The sequence below is a fragment of the Gordonia sputi NBRC 100414 genome (assembly GCF_000248055.1).
Classification (GTDB): domain Bacteria; phylum Actinomycetota; class Actinomycetes; order Mycobacteriales; family Mycobacteriaceae; genus Gordonia; species Gordonia sputi.
This window is the reverse complement of sequence record NZ_BAFC01000068.1, coordinates 1-22,492: the sequence shown is the minus strand read 5'-3', so window position 1 is coordinate 22,492 and position 22,492 is coordinate 1. Positions and strand designations below refer to the sequence as shown.

Annotated in this window: 18 protein-coding genes; 11 read left to right on the top strand and 7 right to left on the bottom strand. The window is 66.1% G+C overall.

All coding sequences use genetic code 11. The annotated features are described in order from the left end of the window. From GOSPT_RS24315 to GOSPT_RS11560, 5 genes are all read left to right on the top strand, one after another. A partial coding sequence (locus GOSPT_RS24315) for a potassium-transporting ATPase subunit KdpA (RefSeq protein ID WP_005206336.1) occupies positions 1-251 on the top strand: 251 nt, incomplete at its 5' end. Positions 252-274: 23 nt separating this feature from the next. After that, the gene (gene kdpB / locus GOSPT_RS11575) at positions 275-2,386 is read left to right on the top strand and encodes a potassium-transporting ATPase subunit KdpB (RefSeq protein WP_245548708.1); all 2,112 of its coding nucleotides are present in this window, start codon (positions 275-277) and stop codon (positions 2,384-2,386) included. A 7-nt stretch (positions 2,387-2,393) separates the two neighbouring features. After that, positions 2,394-3,017, top strand: a complete 624-nt coding sequence (locus GOSPT_RS11570; RefSeq protein WP_005206332.1) for a potassium-transporting ATPase subunit C — start codon at positions 2,394-2,396, stop codon at positions 3,015-3,017. A 30-nt stretch (positions 3,018-3,047) separates the two neighbouring features. Beyond that, the gene (locus GOSPT_RS11565; protein ID WP_005206330.1) at positions 3,048-5,585 is read left to right on the top strand and encodes a DUF4118 domain-containing protein; all 2,538 of its coding nucleotides are present in this window, start codon (positions 3,048-3,050) and stop codon (positions 5,583-5,585) included. Beyond that, a complete protein-coding gene (locus GOSPT_RS11560) occupies positions 5,582-6,337 on the top strand; it encodes a response regulator (RefSeq protein ID WP_005206328.1) in 756 nt (251 codons plus the stop codon). The genes GOSPT_RS11565 and GOSPT_RS11560 overlap by 4 nt, the downstream gene beginning before the upstream one ends. Here the strand turns inward: GOSPT_RS11560 and GOSPT_RS11555 are convergent. Then, positions 6,237-7,046, bottom strand: a complete 810-nt coding sequence (locus GOSPT_RS11555) for a maleate cis-trans isomerase family protein (protein WP_005206326.1) — start codon at positions 7,044-7,046, stop codon at positions 6,237-6,239. The genes GOSPT_RS11560 and GOSPT_RS11555 overlap by 101 nt on opposite strands. A gap of 73 nt (positions 7,047-7,119) precedes the next feature. Here GOSPT_RS11555 and GOSPT_RS11550 point away from each other — a divergent pair, with 73 nt between their 5' ends. The 5 genes from GOSPT_RS11550 (at position 7,120) to GOSPT_RS11530 (ending at position 11,910) form a co-directional block, all read left to right on the top strand. Beyond that, a complete protein-coding gene (locus GOSPT_RS11550) occupies positions 7,120-8,592 on the top strand; it encodes an amidase (RefSeq protein WP_005206324.1) in 1,473 nt (490 codons plus the stop codon). Beyond that, on the top strand, positions 8,589-9,086 hold the full coding sequence (locus tag GOSPT_RS11545) for a DUF3830 family protein (protein ID WP_005206322.1): 498 nt from the start codon (positions 8,589-8,591) through the stop codon (positions 9,084-9,086). The genes GOSPT_RS11550 and GOSPT_RS11545 overlap by 4 nt, the downstream gene beginning before the upstream one ends. A gap of 15 nt (positions 9,087-9,101) precedes the next feature. After that, the gene (locus tag GOSPT_RS11540; protein WP_005206320.1) at positions 9,102-9,788 is read left to right on the top strand and encodes a GntR family transcriptional regulator; all 687 of its coding nucleotides are present in this window, start codon (positions 9,102-9,104) and stop codon (positions 9,786-9,788) included. A 79-nt stretch (positions 9,789-9,867) separates the two neighbouring features. Continuing rightward, complete coding sequence (locus tag GOSPT_RS11535; protein WP_005206319.1) at positions 9,868-11,262, top strand: MFS transporter; 1,395 nt, start codon at positions 9,868-9,870, stop codon at positions 11,260-11,262. 63 nt (positions 11,263-11,325) lie between these two features. Continuing rightward, positions 11,326-11,910 (top strand): TetR/AcrR family transcriptional regulator, encoded by a 585-nt coding sequence (locus tag GOSPT_RS11530; RefSeq protein ID WP_005206317.1) that lies wholly within the window; start codon positions 11,326-11,328, stop codon positions 11,908-11,910. Here GOSPT_RS11530 and GOSPT_RS11525 read toward each other — a convergent pair. From GOSPT_RS11525 to GOSPT_RS11500, 6 genes are all read right to left on the bottom strand, one after another. Further along, positions 11,899-13,089 carry a M20 family metallopeptidase gene (locus GOSPT_RS11525; RefSeq protein ID WP_005206315.1) on the bottom strand — a complete coding sequence of 397 codons (1,191 nt, stop codon included), beginning with the start codon at positions 13,087-13,089 and terminating at the stop codon, positions 11,899-11,901. The genes GOSPT_RS11530 and GOSPT_RS11525 overlap by 12 nt on opposite strands. A 72-nt stretch (positions 13,090-13,161) precedes the next feature. Beyond that, entirely contained in the window at positions 13,162-14,370 is a 1,209-nt protein-coding gene (locus GOSPT_RS11520) for an aminotransferase-like domain-containing protein (protein WP_051993864.1), read from the bottom strand. 19 nt (positions 14,371-14,389) lie between these two features. Then, positions 14,390-15,583 (bottom strand): M24 family metallopeptidase, encoded by a 1,194-nt coding sequence (locus tag GOSPT_RS11515; protein ID WP_005206311.1) that lies wholly within the window; start codon positions 15,581-15,583, stop codon positions 14,390-14,392. After that, a complete protein-coding gene (locus GOSPT_RS11510) occupies positions 15,584-17,032 on the bottom strand; it encodes an NAD-dependent succinate-semialdehyde dehydrogenase (protein ID WP_005206309.1) in 1,449 nt (482 codons plus the stop codon). It abuts the gene before it with no gap. After that, positions 17,029-20,025 carry an FAD-binding and (Fe-S)-binding domain-containing protein gene (locus GOSPT_RS11505; protein WP_039855742.1) on the bottom strand — a complete coding sequence of 999 codons (2,997 nt, stop codon included), beginning with the start codon at positions 20,023-20,025 and terminating at the stop codon, positions 17,029-17,031. Before GOSPT_RS11505 ends, GOSPT_RS11510 begins: the two co-directional genes overlap by 4 nt. Positions 20,026-20,034: 9 nt before the next feature. After that, positions 20,035-21,339, bottom strand: coding sequence for an aspartate aminotransferase family protein (locus GOSPT_RS11500; RefSeq protein WP_005206305.1), 1,305 nt, complete (start codon positions 21,337-21,339; stop codon positions 20,035-20,037). 80 nt (positions 21,340-21,419) lie between these two features. On the opposite strand from GOSPT_RS11500, the gene GOSPT_RS11495 reads away from it, so the two are divergent. After that, complete coding sequence (locus tag GOSPT_RS11495; RefSeq protein WP_039855751.1) at positions 21,420-22,442, top strand: D-2-hydroxyacid dehydrogenase; 1,023 nt, start codon at positions 21,420-21,422, stop codon at positions 22,440-22,442. The last annotated feature ends 50 nt before the right edge of the window (positions 22,443-22,492 follow it).

Sequence of the window (22,492 nt, the reverse complement as noted above, 5' to 3'; positions counted from 1 at the left end):
GCGGGTATGGCTCGACCGGCGGTGGCGGCTCGGCTGGTGGGGTGGTCTCGACAAGCTCGACCAGCGGGGAGGGCTCGACCAGTGGGGTCGTCGCCGTCCTCGAGCGGCAGGAGGCCGTCCGGGCCGAGGCCAATCTCCCCACGCACGGACTGCTGTTCGGCGCACTGCTACTCGGCACGATCCTTCTCGTCGCCGGTCTCACCTTCTTCCCGGCCATGGCGCTGGGACCCATCGCGGAGGCACTTCTGTGAGCGTCAACACCATCGAATCCGACGTGACGCCCGAGGAGGCGGCGGTCGAACAGCGTGAGGAGACACAACTGGTCTCGCGCGGCTCGTTCGATCCTCGTCAGCTCATCACGTCGGTTCCGCAGGCACTGCGGAAACTCAACCCGCGCGACCAGGCGCGTAATCCGGTCATGTTCGTCGTGTACATCGGGTCGATCGTGACCACCGTGCTCGCGATCTGGCGGCCGTCGTGGTTCGCCTGGCTGATCGCGGCGTGGCTGTGGTTCACCGTGCTCTTCGCGAATCTGGCCGAGGCCGTCGCGGAGGGTCGAGGTAGGGCGCAGGCCGATTCACTGCGAAAAGTCAAGCGCGACAGCATGGCTCGTCGACTCGACGACAGCGGTTCGATCTCTCAGGTGTCGGGAACGGCCCTGCGGGTCGGCGATCTCATCGTGGTCGAGGCCGGTGAGGTGATCGCGGGCGACGGAGACGTCGTCGACGGTATCGCGACGGTCGACGAGTCGGCCATCACCGGCGAGTCCGCCCCGGTGGTACGCGAATCGGGCGGCGACCGCTGCGCGGTGACCGGCGGCACGGTGGTTCTCAGCGACCGCATCGTCGTCAAGATCACCGCCGCGCCCGGAGAGAGTTTCGTCGATCGGATGATCGCGCTCGTCGAAGGCGCCTCGCGCAAGAAGACGCCCAACGAGATCGCCCTCGACATCCTGCTCGCGAGCCTGACGTTGATCTTCCTGCTCGCGGTGGTCGCGGTCGGTCCGATGCAGCAGTACGCGGGCCAGAGCCCCGATGCGATCAAGCTGATCGCGCTGCTCGTCTGCCTGATCCCGACGACGATCGGCGCGCTGCTCAGCTCGATCGGTATCGCCGGCATGGACCGGCTCGTGCAGCGCAACGTGCTCGCCATGTCGGGCCGTGCGGTGGAAGCCGCGGGCGACATCGACACCCTGCTGCTCGACAAGACCGGCACCATCACGTTCGGTAATCGTCGGGCCACCGAGATCTTCCCCGGGCCGGGAACCTCGACGGCCGAGCTCGCCGAGGTGTCTTACCGCTGCAGTCTGGCCGACGACACCCCCGAGGGACGCAGCATCGTCGAATTGTGTTTGGACGAGCACGATGTGGTGCCTGCCGACGCGGAAGCGCTTGCCGCGACGCGTGGTCACGAGCACCCCGAGTTCGAGGTCGTGCCCTTCACCGCGGAAACGCGAATGAGTGGCATCGATGTACGCACCGGTCCCGGCCCCGTCGTCGAGTACCGCAAGGGTGCCGCCGACGCTGTCGCGCGCTGGGTGACAAAGCTCGGTGGTGACATGCCGGTCGAGGTGACCGAACGGGTCGCCGAGATCTCGAACGGCGGTGGTACGCCGCTGGTGGTGGCGGTCAACGGCGAGACTCCGCGCGTGCTCGGCGTGATCCAACTGTCCGATGTCGTGAAACCCGGTATGACAGAACGATTTGCGCAGCTGCGTGAGATGGGTATCCGCACGGTCATGGTGACCGGCGACAACCCGCTCACCGCGAAGGCGATAGCCGCCGAAGCCGGCGTCGACCACTTCGTCGCCGAGGCGACACCGGAGGACAAGCTGGCACTGATCCGTGCCGAGCAGTCGGGTGGACGCCTGGTCGCGATGACCGGTGACGGCACCAACGACGCACCAGCGCTCGCGCAGGCCGACGTCGGTGTGGCGATGAACTCGGGAACGTCGGCGGCCAAGGAAGCCGGCAACATGGTCGACCTCGACTCCGACCCGACCAAGCTCATCGACATCGTGGCCATCGGCAAGCAGCTGTTGATCACGCGCGGTGTGCTGACGACGTTCTCGCTGGCCAACGACCTCGCGAAGTACTTCGCGATCCTGCCTGCGATGTTCGTGAGCATCTATCCGCAGCTCGACTCGCTCAACATCATGCGGCTGCATTCGGCACAGTCGGCGATCGTGTCGGCGGTCGTGTTCAACGCGCTCATCATCGTCGCGTTGATCCCGCTTTCGCTGCGTGGTGTGCGGTATCGACCCAGCTCGGCGTCGAAGTTGTTGGGGCGCAACCTACTCGTCTACGGCGTCGGAGGCGTGATCACCCCGTTCGTGGGGATCTGGCTCATCGATCTCGTCGTCCGCTTCCTCCCGGGAATGGGGTAATCGCAGCATGAACACCATCACGTCCGGATTCTTCCGGCAATGCGCCGTCGCGTTCGCGATGCTTGTGGCGCTGACCGTGATCCTCGGCGTCGCCTATCCGACGGTCGTCTGGGCGGCATCGCGCATCGGGTCGAACTCCGCGGAGGGGTCGCAGGTGACCGACGCCAAGGGCTGCAACGCCGGTTCGACGCTGATCGGGGTCGACCCGAAGGCGCCCGCCGGGACCCCCGACAGCTATCTGCACGCACGGGTTCTCGGCTCGGCCGACGATCCGATGGCCACCGGCGATCCGTCGGCCTCGGCAGCGAGCAATCAGGGTCCCAACAGCGAGACGCTCGCGCACAACATCACCGCCCGTCGCGCGTTGATCGGCGAGCGTGAGGGCGTCGCGCCGTCGGCGGTGCCCGCGGACGCCGTGACAGGCTCCGGCTCGGGTCTCGACCCGCAGATCAGCCCCGAATACGCGGCGATCCAGATTCCACGGATCGCACGCAACAGCGGGAAGTCGCAGGCCGCGGTCCGAGAGATCGTCGACGCTCACACGTCCGGACGGCAGTTCGGATTCCTGGGGCAGCAGCGCGTCAATGTGCTCGAGGTGAACCTCGCGCTGGGTCACACGGTGTGCAAGTGATCGCCGGTCGCGCTGATTAGACTCGGTTCCATGGGTTCAGGTGCTGACACCCGAGGTCGACTCGAAGTCTTCCTCGGGTGTGCGCCCGGAGTCGGTAAGACCTACGAAATGCTCTCGCATGCAAAGGGTCTCGCCGATGAGGGTGTAGATGTGGTGATCGCGGTTGTCGAGTCGCACGGGCGCTCGGCAACCGCGGCTCTCACCGATGGTCTCGAGGAGATTCCGCGCCGCGAGGAGGTGTATCGCGGGGCTGTCCTCGACGAGATGGATCTCGACGCCGTGCTGGCGCGTGCCCCACGCGTCGCGCTCGTCGACGAACTGGCGCATACGAATGCTCCCGGATCGCGAAATGCCAAGCGCTGGCAGGACATCGAGGAGTTGCGCGACGCGGGCATCGACGTGCTGACAACGGTCAACGTGCAGCACCTGGAGAGTCTGAACGACGTTGTCGCCCAGATCACCGGTGTCATCCAGCGCGAGACCGTTCCCGATGCGGTCGTGCGTGCCGCTGACGAGATCGAGTTGGTCGACATCGCCCCGCAGGCGCTACGTCAACGTCTCAGCGCGGGCAAGGTGTACCCGGCCGGACGCATCGACGGGGCGCTCTCGAACTACTTCCGGCAGGGAAACCTGACGGCACTGCGCGAATTGGCGCTGCTGTGGCTCGCCGACCGCGTCGACGATAATCTCGCCGACTACCGCGCAGCGCACGCGATCACCGACACGTGGGAAGCGCGCGAACGCGTGGTGGTGGCGATCACCGGTGGGCCCGAATCCGCGACACTGATGCGTCGAGCGAGTCGCATCGCGTCGCGGTCGAGTGCGGAACTGGTTGTGGTGCATGTGGTCCGCGGAGACGGACTCGTCGGGACACCCGCCGCCGAACTGTCGCGGCTGCACGAGTTGGCCGAAGGGTTCGGCACGCGTATCCACACCGTCGTCGGCGACGACATCCCGTCGACGCTCCTCGACTTCGCACGTGGCGTCAACGCGACGCAGTTGGTGCTGGGTACGTCGCGCCGCCCGCGTTGGCAACGACTCTTTGACGAGGGCGTCGGTGCGAATGTCGTTGCGCACAGCGGGAAGATCGACGTCCACATGGTCACCCACGACGAGACGCGTCGTCGAAACCGACTAGACATTCGTGACACGCGCTTTCATCGTCCGTTGAGCTGGGTCGCGGCGGTCGTGGTGCCGGTGATCATGACGGTCATACTCGCGGTCCTCGACCGCTGGTTGGGGTTCGCGAGCGAGTCGGCGTTGTTCTTCGTGACGGTGCTCGCGGTCTCGCTGCTCGGCGGCATCGGGCCCGCAGCACTGTCGGCGGTGGTGGCAGGCCTGCTGCTGAACTACTTCTTCACCGACCCGAGGTTCACGTTCACCATCAACGAGCCGGACAATCTCATCACCATCCTTGTCATGCTGGTGATCGCGATAGCGGTTGCCGCACTGGTTGATTCGGCGGCGAGCAGGCGCAGACAGGCAAGCCTGGCGAGTCGTGACGCCGAGTTGTTGGCGTTGTTCTCCGACGCCGTCCTCGGTGGGGCGGACGTCTCGGCACTGCTGCAGCGCGTGCGTGAGACCTACGACCAGACCGCGGTGTCGGTGGTGCACAAAGAAGACGGTCGACGCGTCGTCGACGCCGCCGTTGGAGACAACCCGCCGGAGCGCGCCGAAGACGCCGACACGGTCTGCCCGATCCCCGGCGGTGAATACGAATTGCTGTTGCGTGGACCGAAACTCGGCGGTCGGGATCGACGGGTACTCGCCTCGGTGGCGATCCAGGCCGCGGGCGCGGTGCAGCGTCGTCGACTCGAACGCGAGGCAGCAGAGGCACGTGCACTGGCCCAGACCGACGAGATGCGTCGTGCATTGCTGTCCGCGGTGAGCCACGATCTGCGCACACCGTTGGCGGGCGCGAAAGCTGCGGTGTCGAGCCTGCGTGCGGGCGACGTGACATTCAGCCCGGAGGACACCTCGGAACTCCTCGAGACGATCGACGAGTCGGTCGACCACCTGTCGGCCCTGGTGGGAAATCTGCTCGACTCGTCGAGGCTCGCGGCCGGTGCCGTGCGGCCCAAGCTGGCGCGCACCTACCTCGTCGAGGTGGTCCACCGCGCGGCGACCGCGGTGAGCTGGGTCGGTGGACCCATCCCGGAGATCGCCTTCACCTTCCACGCGATGTGGGCCTACACCGACGGCGGGCTGCTCGAACGCGTCCTGGCCAACCTGATCGACAACGCCGTGCGGCACGGTGGTGGTGGTGCCGATGCTGGACGCGGCGTCGAGGTCACGGCAGAGTCCGAGACCGACGACGACGGTTCGCCGCGTACGGTCATTCGTGTGATCGACCACGGCTCCGGGATTCCCGCCGACAGACGCGGGCAGATCTTCGACGCCTTCGTGCAGGGTGGCGACCGCAACGGCGCCGACGGAGGCGTTGGTCTGGGCTTGTCTGTCGCACAGGGATTTACCGCCGCGATCGGTGGCACGCTCGGCGTCGAGGAGACACCTGGCGGCGGGACCACGATGGTGGTCTCACTTCCGGCGGAAGACGATGAGTCATGACCGACGGAATCCGAGTCCTCGTTGTCGACGACGAGCCACAGTTGTTGCGCGCCTTGCGAATCAATCTGAGTGCGCGTGGCTTTGCGGTCACGACGGCGTCGACGGGTACCGCTGCGCTGACCGCGGCAGCCAAGGTCAACCCGCAGGTGGTGGTCCTCGACCTCGGGCTTCCCGACATCGACGGCTTCACGGTTCTGGAGGGATTGCGCGGGTGGACCAACGTCCCGGTCATCGTGTTGTCGGCGCGTGGCGAATCGGTCGACAAGGTGGCGGCGCTCGACGCGGGCGCCGACGACTACGTCACGAAACCCTTTGGGATGGACGAGTTCCTGGCGAGACTGCGGGCGGCGGTGCGTCGTGGAGTCGCCGCACCGGATGCGTCGGAGGTGCCGGTCGTCGACGCGGGAGACTTCGTGGTCGACCTCAGCGCAAAGCAGGTGTCGCGCCACGGTGAGCAGGTCCACCTGACGCCGACCGAGTGGGGGATTCTCGAACTGCTCGTGCGCAACGAGGGAAAACTGGTGGGGCAGAGGGACATCCTGAGTACCGTGTGGGGTCCGAAGTACCTCAACCAGACCAACTATCTGCGTGTGTACCTGGCCAGCCTGCGTCGCAAACTCGAAGACGACCCGGCACACCCGGTGCACCTGCTCACCGAGGCGGGGATGGGATATCGCTTCGTGCGGGGACAGGCGGCGACTGAGCAGGCGGGGTCTGAAGAAGCGGCGTCTGAAGAAGCGGCGTCTGACTGAACAGCGCGCCCAGCTTGTCCGAGTGCGGCGTCGCGCCCGCGAGTCGCGCGCCCTCCCAGGCGGTCACCTGGTTCGCGGTGAGGACGGGTTTGCCCACCTGTGCCTCGAGATCGTTGATCCAGGTCGCTGTGTGCAACGCCGTGTCGGGGATCAGAATGGCCTGTGCGGCTGGGTGATCGGCGGTGACAACCATGTCGAACAGAGTGTCGCCGTCGATGGTCCCAGCATCGGTCGCGGTCAGAATGTCGTTGGCGCGCATGCCGACGACCTCGATATCCGCGCCGGCGAGGAACGTCGTGAATCCCGCGGCGACGTCGCCCGGGTAGCTCGCCGCGACTGCGACAGCGTCGATCCCGAGCGCTCTGCACGCCTCGGCAAACGCGAGCGACGTCGACGATGCGGGTAGTCCCGCAACCTCCGACAACTGTGCGGCTTGCCGCTGTGCGCCCTCCCATCCGTAGAGGAAGCTGCCCGAGGTGCAACCCCACATCAACGCTGCGGGGTCGTATGTGCGTGCGCGCTGCGCGCCGTCGAGCAGTCGGTCGGACTCGCCGACAGCGCGCATGGCGTCGACGGTGTGGTCGTCGGAGTCGATCTCGGTGATCACCACGGGCAGGCGAATCGACGGACCGAGTGCGTCTTCGATGAGCTGGTAGTCGTCCTCGGCAGCGTGGCCCGGGTAGAGGACCGCGCTGGTAGCGGTTGTCACGGGTTGACCTCCCGACTAGATTGTCAACAATCAAACAATTGTCGATCTCACCGTATCGGAACCAGAGGTGACCATGCAGGACCTAGCGCGGCAGGACTCAGTGCGCTCGATGTCGGCGTCGGAGCTCGGTGACGCCTACCGCAGTGGATTGCTGAGCCCTATCGACGTCGCTGCCGAGCTACTGGACACCATCCCGCAGGTGAACGCGGAGATCAATGCCTTCTGTCTCGTAGACCCGGATACGACGATGGCCGCCGCGCGCGAGTCGGCGGCTCGCTACGCGGCGTCGACTCCTCTCAGCCCGCTCGACGGCGTGCCCGTGTCGATCAAGGATCTCCTGCTCACCGAGGGTTGGCCGACGCTGCGCGGTTCGCTGACACTGCGCCCGGACACACAACGATGCGACGTCGACGCTCCAGCGGTGGCACGACTGCGCGATGCGGGAGCCGTGCCACTCGGGAAGGTCACCACACCTGAATTCGGCTGGAAAGGCGTGACCGACAGTCCGCGTACCGGCATCACGCGTAATCCGTGGTCGACCGATCGGACGTCTGGCGGTTCGAGCGGCGGAAGCGCTGCCGCCCTCGCGGGGGGACTCGGGCCGTTGTCGGTGGGCACCGACGGTGGTGGCTCGATCCATATTCCGGCTGCGTTCTGCGGAATCGTCGGACTCAAGCCGACGCTCGGTCGGGTGCCGATGTATCCGCCGAGTCCGTTCGCGCCGGTCGCGCACGTCGGGCCGATGACGCGCAACGTCGTCGACTGCGCGTTGTTGCTCGACGTCATCAGCGGTTTCGACTCGCGCGACTGGTCGGCGGGGCCGACACCCCAACCCGTCGCGCCCGCGATCATCGCAGGCGAGCGGGGCCTGGCCGGCGCCCGCATCGCCTACAGTCCCGATCTCGGTTACGGCATCAATGACACTGCGGTGCAAGCGAATACGGAAGCCGCAGTTGGGGTGCTGCGCGACCTCGGGGCCACGGTCGACGAGGTCGATATCGGGTGGGACGATCCGGTCTGGGCTTATCACACAGTGTGGTTCGCGGGAGCGGCAGCCGTGGTCGAGGGTCTCGACCCCGCGCTCAGAGAGCTCGTCGACCCGAAACTGCTTGCGGCACTGGAACGTCACAGTGACTTCAGTGCCGCCGACTATGTGGATGCCACTGCGCTGCGGATGGCAATGGGCACACAGATGGGTGCGCTGCACGAGGACTACGACGTTCTGGTGACACCGTCGATGCCTTCGGTCGCGTTCGAGGCAGGCGCAGACGTGCCTGCAGGCTCGTCGTCGCAGGACTGGACGTCGTGGACGCCGTACAGCTACCCGTTCAACCTGACTGGTCAACCTGCGATAACGGTGCCGAGCGGATTCGCGCAGAACCCGTTGCTGCCGACCGGAATTCAGATCGTGGGCGCGCGGCACTACGACGCGACGGTACTGCGCGTTGCCGCAGCGTATGAGTCCGCCGCGAACGCCGGCGCGCTCGCGGAGGTGACGCTCCAACGAAAGCCGCAGATTCCCAACGAAAGTCGAGATGGCTCGTGACCGATCGCTTCATCATCGTCAGCCTCACATCGCGCGATGTCAGCGCCAGGGCGAGACTGCTCGACGTCGAGGCGCCGCGCACCGCTGCCGCGGTGTGGGACGCTTTGCCGTTGGGGGGTCAAGTTTTTCACGGCAAGTTCGCGCGCAACGAGATCTATACGTTGACGCCCGCGTTTGCCACGGTGGAACCGGGATTCGAGAATACGACGGTCACGCCCGTTCCCGGTGACCTTTGCTATTTCACGTTCGACGGTGTATTGGACAATCCCGCTTACGGTTACGAATCCGACGCCGCGCCGTCGGAACACTCATTGCTCATCGACCTCGCGGTCTTCTACGGTCGAAACAACTTGCTGATCAACGGGGATGTGGGGTGGGTTCCCGGAAATGTGTTCGCCACCATCACAGATGGTCTCGACGAGTTCGCCGCGGCGTGCAATGACATCTGGATGGGTGGCGCTCGCGGCGAAACCCTGACATTTGCGCGTGCATAGAGTACGAAGAAGGGGATGGTCACGATGGCAATGGAGCGAACACGATCGGACGGACGCCGTCGGGTTCTCGAACCGATCGAGCAGGAGTCGACACCTGCGATCATCGCCCGAAAGTTGCACGATGCGATTGCGAACGGTAACTTTCCGTCCGGCTCACAATTGACCGAAGCAGGTCTCGCAGTAGACCTGGGAGTGAGCCGGGGCCCGCTGCGAGAGGCGATGCAACGCCTGACTGCAGAAGGGTTGCTGGTGAGTCACCGCAACCGAGGCTTGTTCGTCGTCTCGATGGACGACGACGACATCCGGGACATGTACATCGCCCGGACGGCCGTTGAACGTGCGGCAATAGAGCAGGTGATCGAACACGACGATCCTGCGGCGGTACAAGCTCTCACCGACGCAGTTGCGTTGATGCGTCGTCATACCGACGATCCGAACGGCGAAGACATGGCCGAAGCGGATATGCAGTTCCATCAGACGTTGGTGGAATACGCGCGGAGTCAACGTTTGTCGCGCTTGCACGGCACGATCCTCGTGGAAACGAAGATGTGTCTACGCGCGATGCGAGGAACGTATTCCTCGGGAAAGGAACGTACCGACGAACACCAGGCATTGGTGGACGCCATCGCAGCGGGAGATGCGAAGGCGGCCGACGAGCTGATGATCGAGCACATGAGAGACGGTCTCCGCCGACTGCTCTAGACGACGTGTACTGATCACCGCCCACCGATGTGAGTCAGCGCGAAGACACACTGGCCCCGAGTCCACCAGGAAGGCACAGATGGCTACGGCACACTCCTCGGCAACCTATGAGGACCTCGCACCCGATCCCGAGTCGCGAGAAGGAAAAGCTCTACTCCGCAAAGCAATTGGCGCGTCGGCGATCGGTAATGCCACCGAGTGGTACGACTACGGCGTCTACGCCGCGACCGCTACTTACCTCACGCAGGCATTCTTCCCGGGGTCGCTCGGCTCGATAGGCACCATGCTCGGGTTCGCGATCTCATTCGTCCTACGCCCGTTGGGCGGCATGATCTGGGGTCCCATTGGTGACCGGATCGGACGAAAGTCCGTGCTGGCCATGACGATTCTGTTGATCGCCGGTGCGACCGCGCTGATCGGCGTACTTCCGACACATGCCGTCGCTGGAATCTGGGCGCCGATTCTGCTGATCGCGCTTCGCGTGATCCAGGGCTTCTCCACCGGCGGTGAGTACGGCGGCGCTGCGACGTTCATGGCCGAGTATGCGCCGGACAACAAGCGCGGCAAGTACGGTTCGCTGCTGGAGTTCGGCACGCTCGCAGGGTTCAGCGCGGGCACCGCTATTGTTCTGTTCCTCGAGCTGTTGCTCTCCGACGAGCAGATGCAGACGTGGGGCTGGCGAATTCCGTTCCTGATTGCGCTGCCGCTCGGGTTGATCGGTCTGTATCTGCGCTCGCAGCTGGAAGACACCCCGGTGTTCCAGGAGCTGGACAAGCGCGACGAGATCACCGGAAGTGCCTACACCCGCTTCAAGGATCTGCTGAGCAACTACTGGAAGCCGATCCTGATCATGTTCGGCATGGTGATCGCACTCAACGTCGCGAACTACACGCTGCTGGCGTATCAGCCGACGTACTTGAAGGAGACGATCGGGCTATCGGAGTCGTCGGGTTCGACCGTGGTGCTCATCGGTCAGCTCGCGATGATGGTGGTGATTCCTTTCTTCGGCGCGGCGTCGGACAAGACCGGGCGCAAACCGATGTGGTGGATCTCGCTGATCGGGCTGTTCGTTCTCGCGATACCGCTCTACTGGTTGATGGGTAAGGGATTCGCCTGGGCGATAGTCGGATTCGTGATCCTGGGACTGTTTTACGTGCCTCAGCTGTCGACCATCTCCGCGACGTTCCCGGCGATGTTCCCCACCCAGGTCCGCTACGCAGGCTTCGCGATCTCCTACAACGTGGCGACCGCCGCGTTCGGTGGTACCGCACCGCTCGTCAACGACGCGGTGGTCAGCGACACGGGCTGGAACCTGTTTCCCGCCGTCTACATGATGGGCGCCTGTGCAATCGGCATGGTGGCGCTGATCTTCTTGAAGGAGACGGCCGGAGCGTCGCTGCGCGGCACTGAGATTCCCGAGCGGACCGATGACATCACGGTCTCGGAGAGCTCCACGGCCGCGACCTCTCGCTGATCTAGGCTCCATCGTGCAGTGCTGACGGCAGTCGACCGGTCAACCGGCGATAGGATGTCGGATATGTCGAGGCCCGAGTCGTATCACCACGGTGATCTCGCCGCAGCTCTGGTGCAGTCGGCGATCGAGTTGCTCAGCGAGGACAGCTCTGCCGAGTTGTCGTTGAGAGCTGTCGCCCGACGCGCAGGCGTCTCGCCCGCGGCGCCCTACCGGCACTTCGCCGACCGTGAGGCACTGGTCTCGAGCGTTGCTGCGGTGGGCTATCGCGAGCTGACTACGCGACTGAAAGCGGCGAGCGAGTCGCCGTCGAGCGTCGACGATGTAGCCGACATCGCCGTCGCCTACGTGCGGTTCGCGTTGGAGCGGTCGGGCCTGTTCCGCGCGATGTTCGCCGAGCGGTGCGACCCGACGAGCCCGGATCGCGTCGAGGCTGTCGAGGCGATCCGTGAGTATCTGAATACTGTTGTCGCTGCCACGGTTTCGACGTCGGAGCCAGAGGAGATCGCGACCGCGATGTGGGCGCTGGTGCACGGGCTGGCGTTCTTGTACCTCGGCGGAAAGTTCACCGAAACCTCTCCGGCTGAGATCGGCGCTCGCGTGCGTTCGACGGTGCGCGCTGTCCTCGTGCGGACGCCGTCATCCGAGTAGTTTCAGCGCCAGCAATGCGTAAGCCCTTGCGGCAGTGACCAGATCGGCGACAGCGACGGACTCGTCCGGTTGATGGGCCTGGGTGTTGATGTTGCCCGGGCCGCAGACGATGGCCCGGATGCCGAGGTCGCGACTGACGAAACCGCCGTCACACGCGGCGGTCCAGCCGCCGACGGACGTCTGGGCGCCCAGCGCGTTGAGCGCATCAACGGTTGCGGTGACCAGTGTGTGGTCGGCTGGAGTCTCGAAGCCCGGCATCTCCATGGTGACCGCGACGTCGACCTCGATGCCGTCGGAGTCGATGCCCGCGGCGGCGATACGGCCGCGTAGCCAGTCAGCGATGGCCTCTGCGCTCTCATCGGGCATCAGTCTGCGGTCGACGCCGAGGGCGGCCATCGGAGCGACGACGGAGATGCCCTGCCCGCCGCTCATCGTCCCCACGTTCCAGGTTCCAGAGCCGAGAAGACCTGCGGCGCCTGCGGTCATCGCCTCGTGGTCGGCCCGGATGATGTCGATGATCGACGCCGCCGCGTAGATCGCGCTGCGACCGTCGTCGGGGCGACCGGAGTGGGCGGCCTTGCCCCGGATGTCGATCTCCAGATACGACGCCCCGCGACACCCGCGCACGACGGCCAGGTCGGTGGGTTCGGCGACGACGCAACCGACGAAGTCGCGGGAGGTGTCGGCGCGGGCCACCAGGTCGCGGACGCCTGCGCCGTGCTCCTCCTCGTCGACGGTGCAGACCAACTGCACCGGACCGGAGAGTCGGCCCTGCTCGGCCAGCGGCGCCAACGCCGACATCGCTGCGACGACCGAGGCCAGTCCGCCCTTCATGTCGACGGTGCCGCGCCCGGTCAGCACGCCGTCGGACAGGCGGGTGCGGTAGGGATCACCGGTCCAGCCGGGACCTGCGGGGACGACGTCGGAGTGGCCCAGGAACATCAGTCCCGGCCCGTCGCCGCCGGGTAGCGTCGCGATGAGGTTGGGTCGGCCGGGCGTCACCTCGTAGCTGGTGACAGTGAAACCGGTGTCACGGCAAGCACTTTCGAGAACGGCGACCGCCAGGGCCTCGGTGCCGCCGGGGTTCTCGCTCGGAGCGTCGACCAGAGCTCTGGTGAGTGCGATGATCTCGTCCGGACGGATCCGGGCCACCACCGCGTCGGACTCGCTCACCGTCACTGGGATTCCCTTCGTGGTCGTCGGCCAGGCAGTGTCAACGTCAACTGCCAAGCCGACCTCAGCTGTTCTGTGTCACCCTCTCGCAGACATCCTCTCGCAGCTTCCGGCGAGACGTCGAATTCCCTCGTCGATGCGCTCGGGCGTGCTCGATGCGAAGCACAGACGCAGAGCGTTGCGGAACCGGCCGGTCGGCGACAGTGCGGGGCCAGGGATGAATGCGACGCCGTCGGCGAGAGCGGTCTCGAACAGTTCGCGGGTGTCGATTTCGGCGAACTCGCCGCGCAGGGTCAGCCAGAGGAAGAAGCCGCCTTCGGGGTGCGTCGTTGACACGCGGTCGCCGAAGTGGCGCTCGACCGAATCGAGCATCGCGTCCCGGCGTTCGCGGTAGAGAATCCGCAGGCCGGCGAGGTGATCCTCGAGTCCGCCGCGGGCGATGTACTCGGCGACGATGTGCTGGTTGGGCACGTTGGTGCAGGTGTCCATCGCCTGTTTGCCGTTGATGAGCAGTTGGCGCAGCGACGGGTCGGCGTCGACCCATCCGACACGCCATCCCGGCGCGAGGATCTTGGAGAACGTCCGCACCGAGAAGATCAGCGGATCGTGCGGAGACAGGGTCTGGAACGTCGGGACGTCGTCGCCCGAGAAGCGCAGCAGGCCGTACGGATCGTCATCGATGATGACGGCGCCCCACTCGTGTGCCAGCCGCAACAGCTCGCGTCGACGCTCCTCGGAGAGGGTGACGCCCGACGGATTCTGGAACGTCGGGATCGTGTAGATCGCCTTGGGGGTGCGTCGGGTGCGAGCGACGAGGTCTTCGAGAGTGTCGACCTGCATGCCGTCGTCGTCGACGGGGACTTCGAGAAGCTGCGCGCCATACGACAGCGCGGTGGCACTGCCGTTGGTGTACGTCGGTGATTCGACGACGACGAGGTCGCCGGGGTCGACGAACAGCTTGGACGCGAGGTCGAGGCCCTGCATGCCGCCGGTGGTGATGACGAGGCGGTCGAGGCTCGACGGGGCGGGTGTGGTGGCGAGGTAGTCGACGAGAAGTTGCAGCAGCCGTGGTTCGCCCTCGGTGGCGCCGTAGGTGAACGACGAGTTGTCGAGGATCTCGCCCGCGATCTGCCGGAACTCCGCAGCGGGGACAGCCTCGTCCGCGGGTGAGCCCATCGCGAAGCGCACGATGTCGTGCGTCTGAGAGGCCAGCAGGGATGTCGACGAATCGATCATCGAGCCGACGAGATCCTTCGCACGTCCGGCGAGGGGGAGCGTGTAGTTCATGGTGGTCACTGCTGACACCTCATTTCCTGATCAATTCGCGCGGGAACGCGGTGAAGGTTTCGACGCCCGTCGGGCTCACGCGCACCGACTCGGAGAGCTCAAAACCGTAGTCGTCCATCCACATTCCGCAGACGATGTGGAACGTCATGTTGGTTTCGAGGATGGTTTCGTCCTCGGTGCGAATGCTGATGGTGCGTTCACCCCAATCGGGCGGGTAGCCGATCCCGATGGAATAGCCGAGGCGAGAGGGCTTTTCGAGACCGTACTTGGCGAGAGTCCAGTTCCAGGTCGATGCGAGCTCGCGCGTGGCGACGCCGGGTTTGATCGCGTCGAGAACGTTGTTGAGGCCCTCTGCCGTTGCGCCCGCGACGTAGTCGAGATCCTTCGACGGTGCGCTCAGCGCAACGGTGCGGGCGAGGGGACAGTGATACCGGTTGTGCGCACCGGACAATTCGACGACGACTGCCTCGTCGGGGGTAAAAGTACCCTGGTGCCAGGTCAAATGGGGAGTGTCGGCTGCGGCACCGGTCGGCATCATCGGCACGATCGCGGGGTAGTCACCACCGAACTGGTCGGTGCCGGTGATCTGCGCCTGCGAGATCGCCGCTGCCGCATCACATTGCCGCACACCGACATCGATGGTCTCGATGGCTGCGCGCATCGCCTCCGAACACACCATGCCCGCCTGACGCATGAGCTGAACCTCGGCGTCGGATTTCACCGAACGCACCCAGTTGACGAGTTCGAAGTTGTCGACGAGCTTCCACTCGGGGATGGCGTTGTGCAGAGCGCGGTAGGCCTTGGGAGAGAAGAAGTGTGAGTCCATCTCGAGTCCGACGGAGCCGCCCTTCGATGCCGGTGCGACCTGGTGACGTTGGCGTAGCGCCCACGCGACCCAGTCGAACGGGTGCACGTGCGGGCGGTGCACGTAACTTTCGGGATAGCCGACGATCTGCTCGTCGGGTAGCCAGGTGGTGCGGTGTGCGCCATGTGCGTCCATCTCGCGAGCGAAGAACAGCATCTCGCCGTCGATGGGGACGAACAGCATCTGCGGGGTGTAGAACGACCACGCGTTGTACCCGATGAGGTAGAAGATGTTCGCGGGATCGGTGACGATGATCGCCGAAAGTCCTTGCAGATCCATCAGTTCACGCACGCGGGTCAACCGCTGCCGGTACTCTCTGTCGGTGAAGAGCTGGGCGCCGAGATACACCTATCGCCTCCGTCGGATCGGGGTGGACGTGTAGGTGACGTCGAGGAACTCCTCGATGCCGAGACGTCCGCCCTCGCGGCCGAGGCCCGACTCCTTGATCCCCCCGAACGGGGCCGCGGGGTTGGAGACCAGACCAGTGTTGACCCCGACCATACCCACCGCGAGGCCGGCCGAGATGGCGTCGAGGCGCTCGGCGTCGCGGCTGCAGACGTATCCGACCAGGCCGGCGGGCGTCCTGTTTGCAGCTGCGACCACGGTGTCGTCTGCCTCGATTCCGGAGCCGTCGAACGGGATCAGAGCCGCGACGGGACCGAAGATCTCGGTGCTCATGAGAGCGGACTCGGGGTGTACGTCGGTGAGGACCGTCGGCGGGTAGAAGTGGCCGGGACCATCGGGACGGGTGCCGCCGCACCGAAGCGACGCTCCGCGTCGAACCGCGTCGTCGACGAGCTCTTCGACCTTGTCGACGGCCTTGCGTTCGACGAGGGGGCCGACCTGCGTGCCCTCGGACAGTCCGTTCCCGACGGTGAGTGTTGACATGCGTTGCGTGAGGGCGCTTGCGAACTCGTCCATGACGTCACGATGCACGAAGATCCGGTTGGCCGCAGTGCATGCCTGCCCCATGTTGCGCATCTTCGCGACCATCACGGCGTCGAGTGCGGTGTCGAGATCGGCGTCGTCGCAGACGATGAAGGGTGCGTTGCCGCCGAGCTCCATCGAGGTGCGCATCACCGTATCGGCGGCCTGGCGCAGCAACAGTTTTCCCACCGCGGTGGAGCCGGTGAAGCTGACCTTGCGGGCGAGGCCCGACGACATCCACGCGCCGGCGACCTCACCCGGATCGCTTGTGGTGACCACGTTCAGGACGCCATCGGGCAGACCGGCCTCGCGGAGCACGTCGGCGAGGAGCAGCGAGGTCAACGGTGTCAGCTCCGCGGGCTTGAAGACCATGGTGCAGCCCGCGGCGATCGCCGGGCCGATTTTGCGTGTTCCCATCGCCAATGGGAAGTTCCACGGCGTGATCAGGATGCATGGGCCGACTGGGCGATGACGGACGACGACGCGGTTGCTGCCGTCCGGGGTGAGGAGGTGGTCGCCGCCGATGCGTACGGCTTCCTCGGCGAACCAGCGGAAGAACTCTGCGCCGTAGGCAACCTCGCCGCGTGCCTCGGGGTACGGCTTGCCCATCTCGGTGGTCATCAGGGTCGCGAACTCATCGGCCCGCGCGGTGATGAGTTCGTATGCGCGGTAGAGGATCTCGCTACGTGAGCGGGGACTGGTTGCCGCCCAGTCGGATTGGGCGTCGGCGGCACGACCCAGGGCGTCGAGCGCGTCGTCGGCGTTGCCGTCCGGGACCGACGTGATGACCTCGCCGGTCGCCGGATTCTCTACGTCGAAGCGGCGTTTCGAGGATGTGGGTGTCCAGGCTGTGTCGACGAGCAGTGTCATCGGAGTCCTTCCTCTGGTGATGGCTGTGCGCGGGGTAGTTCTTGTGCAAGGGGCAGCGCCTGTGCGAGCAGTTCGGCGAGGTGCTGCCCTTGGGCGTTGATGAGGGGGTCGGTGGCGGTCAGGTGGTCGACGCTCATCGCGCAGCTGAACCCGTCGGTGATGACCGGAGTTTCCGGCGCGGCACGGAGCGCGGGTGCGAGGGCGTTCTCGGCCACCGCGACGCTGACCTCGTAGTGACCCTTCTCGAAGCCGAAGTTGCCTGCGACGCCGCAGCATCCGTCGGCCGTGGTGACCTCGACACCGAGCGACTTCAGTGCGGCCGTCGAGGCGTGCGCGCCGAAGGCGGCGTACTCGTGGCAGTGGGTTTGGACCGTGACCGATTCGGGAAGGTCTGGGACCTGCAGCCCTGCCTCGACGAGTGTGGGCAGGTGGGCGGCGAAGCTCGTCACTCTTGCGGCGACACGGCGTGCGGCGGGCGAGTTGATCAGTTCTGGTAGGTCCGTGCGCAGTGCGGCCGCGCAGCTGGGTTCGGCGAGGACGAGGGGGCGGTCGGTGCCGTCGTCGAGTCGATCAGCGGTGCGGGTCAGTACCTTTCGAGCGTGGTCGAGCTGACCGGTTGAGATCCAGGTCAGTCCGCAGCACACGTCGTCGCGGGTGGCGACGGTGTCGCCGGTGGCTGCCAGGACGCGCGCCGCGGCGGTTGCGACGTGCGGGCGGAACGCCTTGGTGAAGGTGTCGACGATCAGCACGACGTCGGCGTCGGCGGGGTGGCCGAGTGCGCTCAGTGTCGCGCGCCTGTCCCGGCGAGTGGTGAAGCGGGGCATGGAGCGTCGAGCGTCGAGGCCGCCCGCGCGAGCGGCGAGGCGTCGGGCGAGTGGAGTTTGGAGAACTCGATTCAGCAGTGGTGCAACGGAGGTCGCGACGGGGAGCCAGGCGGGCATCCATCCGAGTGAGTAGTGCGAGAGAGGTCGTAGCCGGCGTCGATAGTGATGCGAGAGGAACTCCGACTTCAGTGACGCCATGTCGACGCCGGTGGGGCAGTCGCTCGAACATGCCTTGCATGACAGACAGAGGTCGAGTGCGTCGGCGACATCGGCAGACTGCCAACCGGATTCGACGCTGGGCGCGGTGCGCACCATGTCTTGTAGAACGCGTGCCCGGCCGCGCGTCGAGTCCTTCTCGTCGCGCGTCGCGCGATAGCTGGGGCACATCACCCCGCCGCTGGTAGTGCGGCAGCGACCGACACCGATGCAGCCCTGCACGGCATGGATGAACGGATCGAGTCCGGTGTGTTCGGGTGAGTGCTCGTCCGGGTCCGCGGAGTGCCACGGTCGGTTCGGAACGTCGGCGAGTGCGAGGTCGGTGGTGATGGGCGCAGGGTCGACGATGCTGCCGGGGTTGAGAATTCCCACGGGGTCCCAGATTCGCCGGAAGTCGTCGAAGGCGCGCAGCATCTCTGTGGAGTACATCAGCGGCAGGAGTGCTGATCGGGCGCGACCATCGCCGTGTTCACCCGACAGTGAACCACCATGAGCAACAACCAGTTCGGCGGCGCGGGTGCAGAACCGCGACATCACCTCGCGACCCTGCTCGGTGCGGAGGTCGAAGGTGATCCGCACGTGCATGCAGCCCGCACCGAAGTGTCCGTACAGCACGCCGGTGAGGTCGAACTCGTCGAGGAGGGTCGTGAAATCCTGCAGGTAGTCGGCGAGACGTTCCGGTGCGACGGCGGCGTCTTCCCAGCCGGGCCACGACTCGTGCGTCGTCGGTGCGTCGCTCTCCGGGTCGACGAGGCGCGCGGACAGTCCGGCGCCGTCTTCCCGGACGCGCCACAGTGCGCGACGTCGGGTCTCGTCGTCGACGAACGCGGCGTCGACCATGCACCCTCGCGTGCGGAGGTGTTCGATCAGGCGCTTGGCGGTTGCGGGGATGTCGGGTTCGGATTGTGCTGCGGCGCTCTCGTTGTCGAGGTCGATGAAGAGCCAGGAGTCGCCGTCGGGGAGGCCAGCTACGGTGTCGGGCCCGCGTCGGGCGGCCATGGTGGCGACGATGCCGCGGTCGATGCCTTCGATGGCCGACGGTGCGAAGGGAAGAATGTCGGGCACGTCGCGGGCAGCGTCTGCCACAGAGCGGTAGCCGACGCAGACGAGTAGCTGAGATGTCGGGGCCGCGACCATTCTGACGGTGGCGCCGACGACGATCGCGCAGGTGCCCTCGCTGCCCACGAGTGCCCGCGCGACGTCGAATCCGTTCTCCGGCAACAGGTGTGCCAGATGGTATCCCGACACCTGGCGGGGGATCTGTTCGAGTTGGGTGCGAAAGGCCGCGAGGTTGCGGGTGGTGAGGTCGGTGAGCTCGCGGGTGAGTTCGGCGGCTCGCGTGGTCGCTGCCGGATCATTCGGCAGTGTGGGTTCGATGCCCGATCGCGTTGCGGTCAGCCGTAATCCGTCAGCGGTGACGAGATCGAGTGCCTCGACGTGGTCGGTGGTGCGGCCGTGGCGCACCGAGTGATTTCCGCACGCGTCGTTCCCGATTGCCCCGCCGATGGTGGCGCGCGACGCCGACGACGGGTCGGGCGCGAAGGTGAGGCGGCCGCCGGTGGCTGTGCGCGCGGCGGCAGCCAGGTGTGTGAGGACGACGCCCGGGTCGACGTGGGCGGTCGCTGACTCGTCGTCGATGTGGTGGATACGCGTCATGTAGCGCGAGAAGTCGAGGATGACGCCGTCGCCGATAGCGTTGCCCGCCATTGACGTTCCGCCACCGCGTGCGGTGAGGGGTGTGCCGAGGCGATGACAGCAGGCCGCGATGCGAGCTACCTCGGCGGCGTCGCGGGGGAAGACAACTGCCACTGGCCGAACCCGATAATTGGATGCGTCGTAGGAGTATTCGGCACGCCGGCGCGACGACGCGTCGACCTCTATGTCGAGCCTGGTGAGCTCGGTGACGATCGGCGGCGTTGGCGTCGTGGGAGTGGGTAGTGGGTGTGGAGCCATTGTGTGTGGCTACGGACCGTCGTTGCGGGCGGCGACGTCGGACAGGGCGGCGCTGAATCGTTCGATGCCGGTGGCGATTTCGTGTTCGGTGACGACGAGGGCGGGAATCAGGCGGACCACGTTGGCCTCGGGTCCGCAGGTGAGGGTGAGCAGTCCGTGCCGGGTGGTGGCCTGCTGGACGGCGAGGGCCGTTGCTGCGTCGGGCACTGCGACGTCGCCGTCGCGGGAGACGAATTCGACACCGACCATGAGTCCGAGACCACGCACATCGCCGACGGCGTCGTAACCGGCTGTGACAGAACGGATTCCGGACAGCATCTGTTCGCCGCGGATGCGTGCGTTCTCGACGAGATCCTCGTCGTCGATGACGTCGAGCGTCGCGATGGCCGCCGCGGCGGCAACGGCATTGCCGCCGTACGTTCCGCCCTGCGAGCCGGGCCACGCCTGGCTCATCAACTCCGTCGGAGCGGCGATCGCGGAGATCGGGAAGCCCGACGCGAGACCCTTTGCGGTGATGAGGATATCGGGAGTGAGGTCGTCGGCGTGCTGATGTCCCCAGAACTTACCCGTGCGTCCGAATCCGGCCTGCACCTCGTCGATGATGAGCAGGATGCCGTGGCGGTCGGCGCGCTCGCGGAGTCCTGCGAGGAAGCGTGGTGGCGTCGGGAGGTATCCACCGTCGCCGAGTACGGGTTCGATGAGGAATGCGGCGGTGTCGTTCGGCGCAACCCGAGAGGCGAGCAGGTAGTCGAGTTCTTTGAGCGCGAAATCGATTGCGGCGTCGTCATTCCAGCCGTAGCGGTAGGCGTAGGGGAACGGCGCCATGTGCACGCCGCCCATGAGTGGTGAGAAGCCCGCGGAGAATCGGGTGCCGGCGCTGGTGAGGCTGGCGGCCGCGACGGTACGCCCGTGGAATCCGCCTTGGAAGACAATGATGTTGGGCTTCGCGGTTGCCATACGGGCCAGGCGCACCGCTGCCTCGACGGCCTCCGAGCCGGAGTTCGCGTAGAAGACGGAGTCGAGGCCGAGGGGGAGGACTGCGCCGAGTTTCTCGGTGAGATCGAGCAGCGGCTGATGCATCACGGTCGTGTACTGCGCGTGGATGATCTTGGTGCACTGCTCCTGAGCTGCGGCGACGACCCTCGGGTGGCAGTGGCCGGTGCTGGTGACCCCGATGCCGGTGGTGAAGTCGAGGTAGCTGTGGCCGTCGGTTCCGTGAATCCACGAGCCGAGTGCGTGATCGACGACGACGGGCGTCGCCTGCTTGAGGATCGGCGACAGCGACGCGGTCTGAGGCGTTGCGGCGAGGGTCATGGGTACACGGTGGACGTAGATCGTCGGATTGTCAACAATTAGACAGGGTGCGGTGTCTGGTGGGTGCGTGCACCGATACGGTGGCGGGTGTGACGTCCACCAAGCCGCAACTCGTCCTCCTCGGCGCCGACGACGCGCCCGGTCCCTACAACCTCGCCGACCTCGAGGCGCTGGCCGACGTGCGGCAGTGCACCGTCGAGACCTTGCCGCAGGTGCTGCCGGGTGCCGATGTTCTCGTCGTGTGGGACTTCTTCTCCCGTGCGCTGCGCGACAACTGGGGCGCCGCAACACAATCGCTGCGCTGGGTGCACGTCTGTGCCGCGGGTGTCGATTCGCTGCTGTTCGACGAGCTCGCCGACTCCGACATCGTGGTGACCAACGCGCACGGCGTCTTCGACCAACCGATCGCGGAGTTCGTGCTGGCGTCGATCCTGGCGCGGGACAAGCGCTTACATGAATCGGCGCGCCTGCAGTCGGCGCACGAATGGGTGTGGCGCGAGACGACGCGGACCGCGGGGTCGTCGGTGCTCGTCATCGGGACCGGGGGTATCGGACGTGCGATTGCGCGGCTGCTGCGCGCCGTCGGGATGCGCGTGACCGGCGCCGGGCGCACGGCGCGTCACGACGACCCCGACTTCGGCGAGGTGCGCGCGACCGACGAATTGAGCAGTTACGTCGGCGAATTCGACAACGTCGTCGTCGTGGCGCCGCTCACCGCGCAGACCGAGGGCATGATCGACGCGTCGGTGCTGTCGGCGATGCGCCCCGACGCGCACCTTGTCAACGTCGGCAGGGGCAGGCTCGTCGACGAGGCGGCGCTGGCCGACGCGCTGCGCAGCGGCGGGATCGGCGCGGCGTCGCTCGATGTCTTCGTCACCGAACCGCTGCCCGACGACAGCCCACTGTGGGACTTGGACAACGTCGCGATCTCGGCGCATATGAGCGGCGACGTTTATGGGTGGCGCGACGAGCTCGCCGATCAGGTGCTCGACAATCTACGGCGGTACGTCGGGGCCGGGTGCGAGGCGGGCGGCGAGGAGTTGTCGACGGCGCTGCGGAACGTCGTCGACAAGCGGCGGGGGTACGTGGCCTCGGGGAGGTGATCTCGACAAGCTCGATCAGCGGTGTTGGGCTCGATCGGCGGGGGTCTTCT

Coding starts and splice junctions, on each gene's coding strand:
- GOSPT_RS11570 (WP_005206332.1), top strand. CDS start 2,394: ATGAACACCATCACGTCCGGATTCTTCCGGCAATGCGCCGTCGCGTTC.
- GOSPT_RS11565 (WP_005206330.1), top strand. CDS start 3,048: ATGGGTTCAGGTGCTGACACCCGAGGTCGACTCGAAGTCTTCCTCGGG.
- GOSPT_RS11560 (WP_005206328.1), top strand. CDS start 5,582: ATGACCGACGGAATCCGAGTCCTCGTTGTCGACGACGAGCCACAGTTG.
- GOSPT_RS11550 (WP_005206324.1), top strand. CDS start 7,120: ATGCAGGACCTAGCGCGGCAGGACTCAGTGCGCTCGATGTCGGCGTCG.
- GOSPT_RS11540 (WP_005206320.1), top strand. CDS start 9,102: ATGGTCACGATGGCAATGGAGCGAACACGATCGGACGGACGCCGTCGG.
- GOSPT_RS11535 (WP_005206319.1), top strand. CDS start 9,868: ATGGCTACGGCACACTCCTCGGCAACCTATGAGGACCTCGCACCCGAT.
- GOSPT_RS11530 (WP_005206317.1), top strand. CDS start 11,326: ATGTCGAGGCCCGAGTCGTATCACCACGGTGATCTCGCCGCAGCTCTG.
- GOSPT_RS11520 (WP_051993864.1), bottom strand. CDS start 14,370: ATGAACTACACGCTCCCCCTCGCCGGACGTGCGAAGGATCTCGTCGGC.
- GOSPT_RS11510 (WP_005206309.1), bottom strand. CDS start 17,032: ATGACACTGCTCGTCGACACAGCCTGGACACCCACATCCTCGAAACGC.
- GOSPT_RS11505 (WP_039855742.1), bottom strand. CDS start 20,025: ATGGCTCCACACCCACTACCCACTCCCACGACGCCAACGCCGCCGATC.
- GOSPT_RS11500 (WP_005206305.1), bottom strand. CDS start 21,339: ATGACCCTCGCCGCAACGCCTCAGACCGCGTCGCTGTCGCCGATCCTC.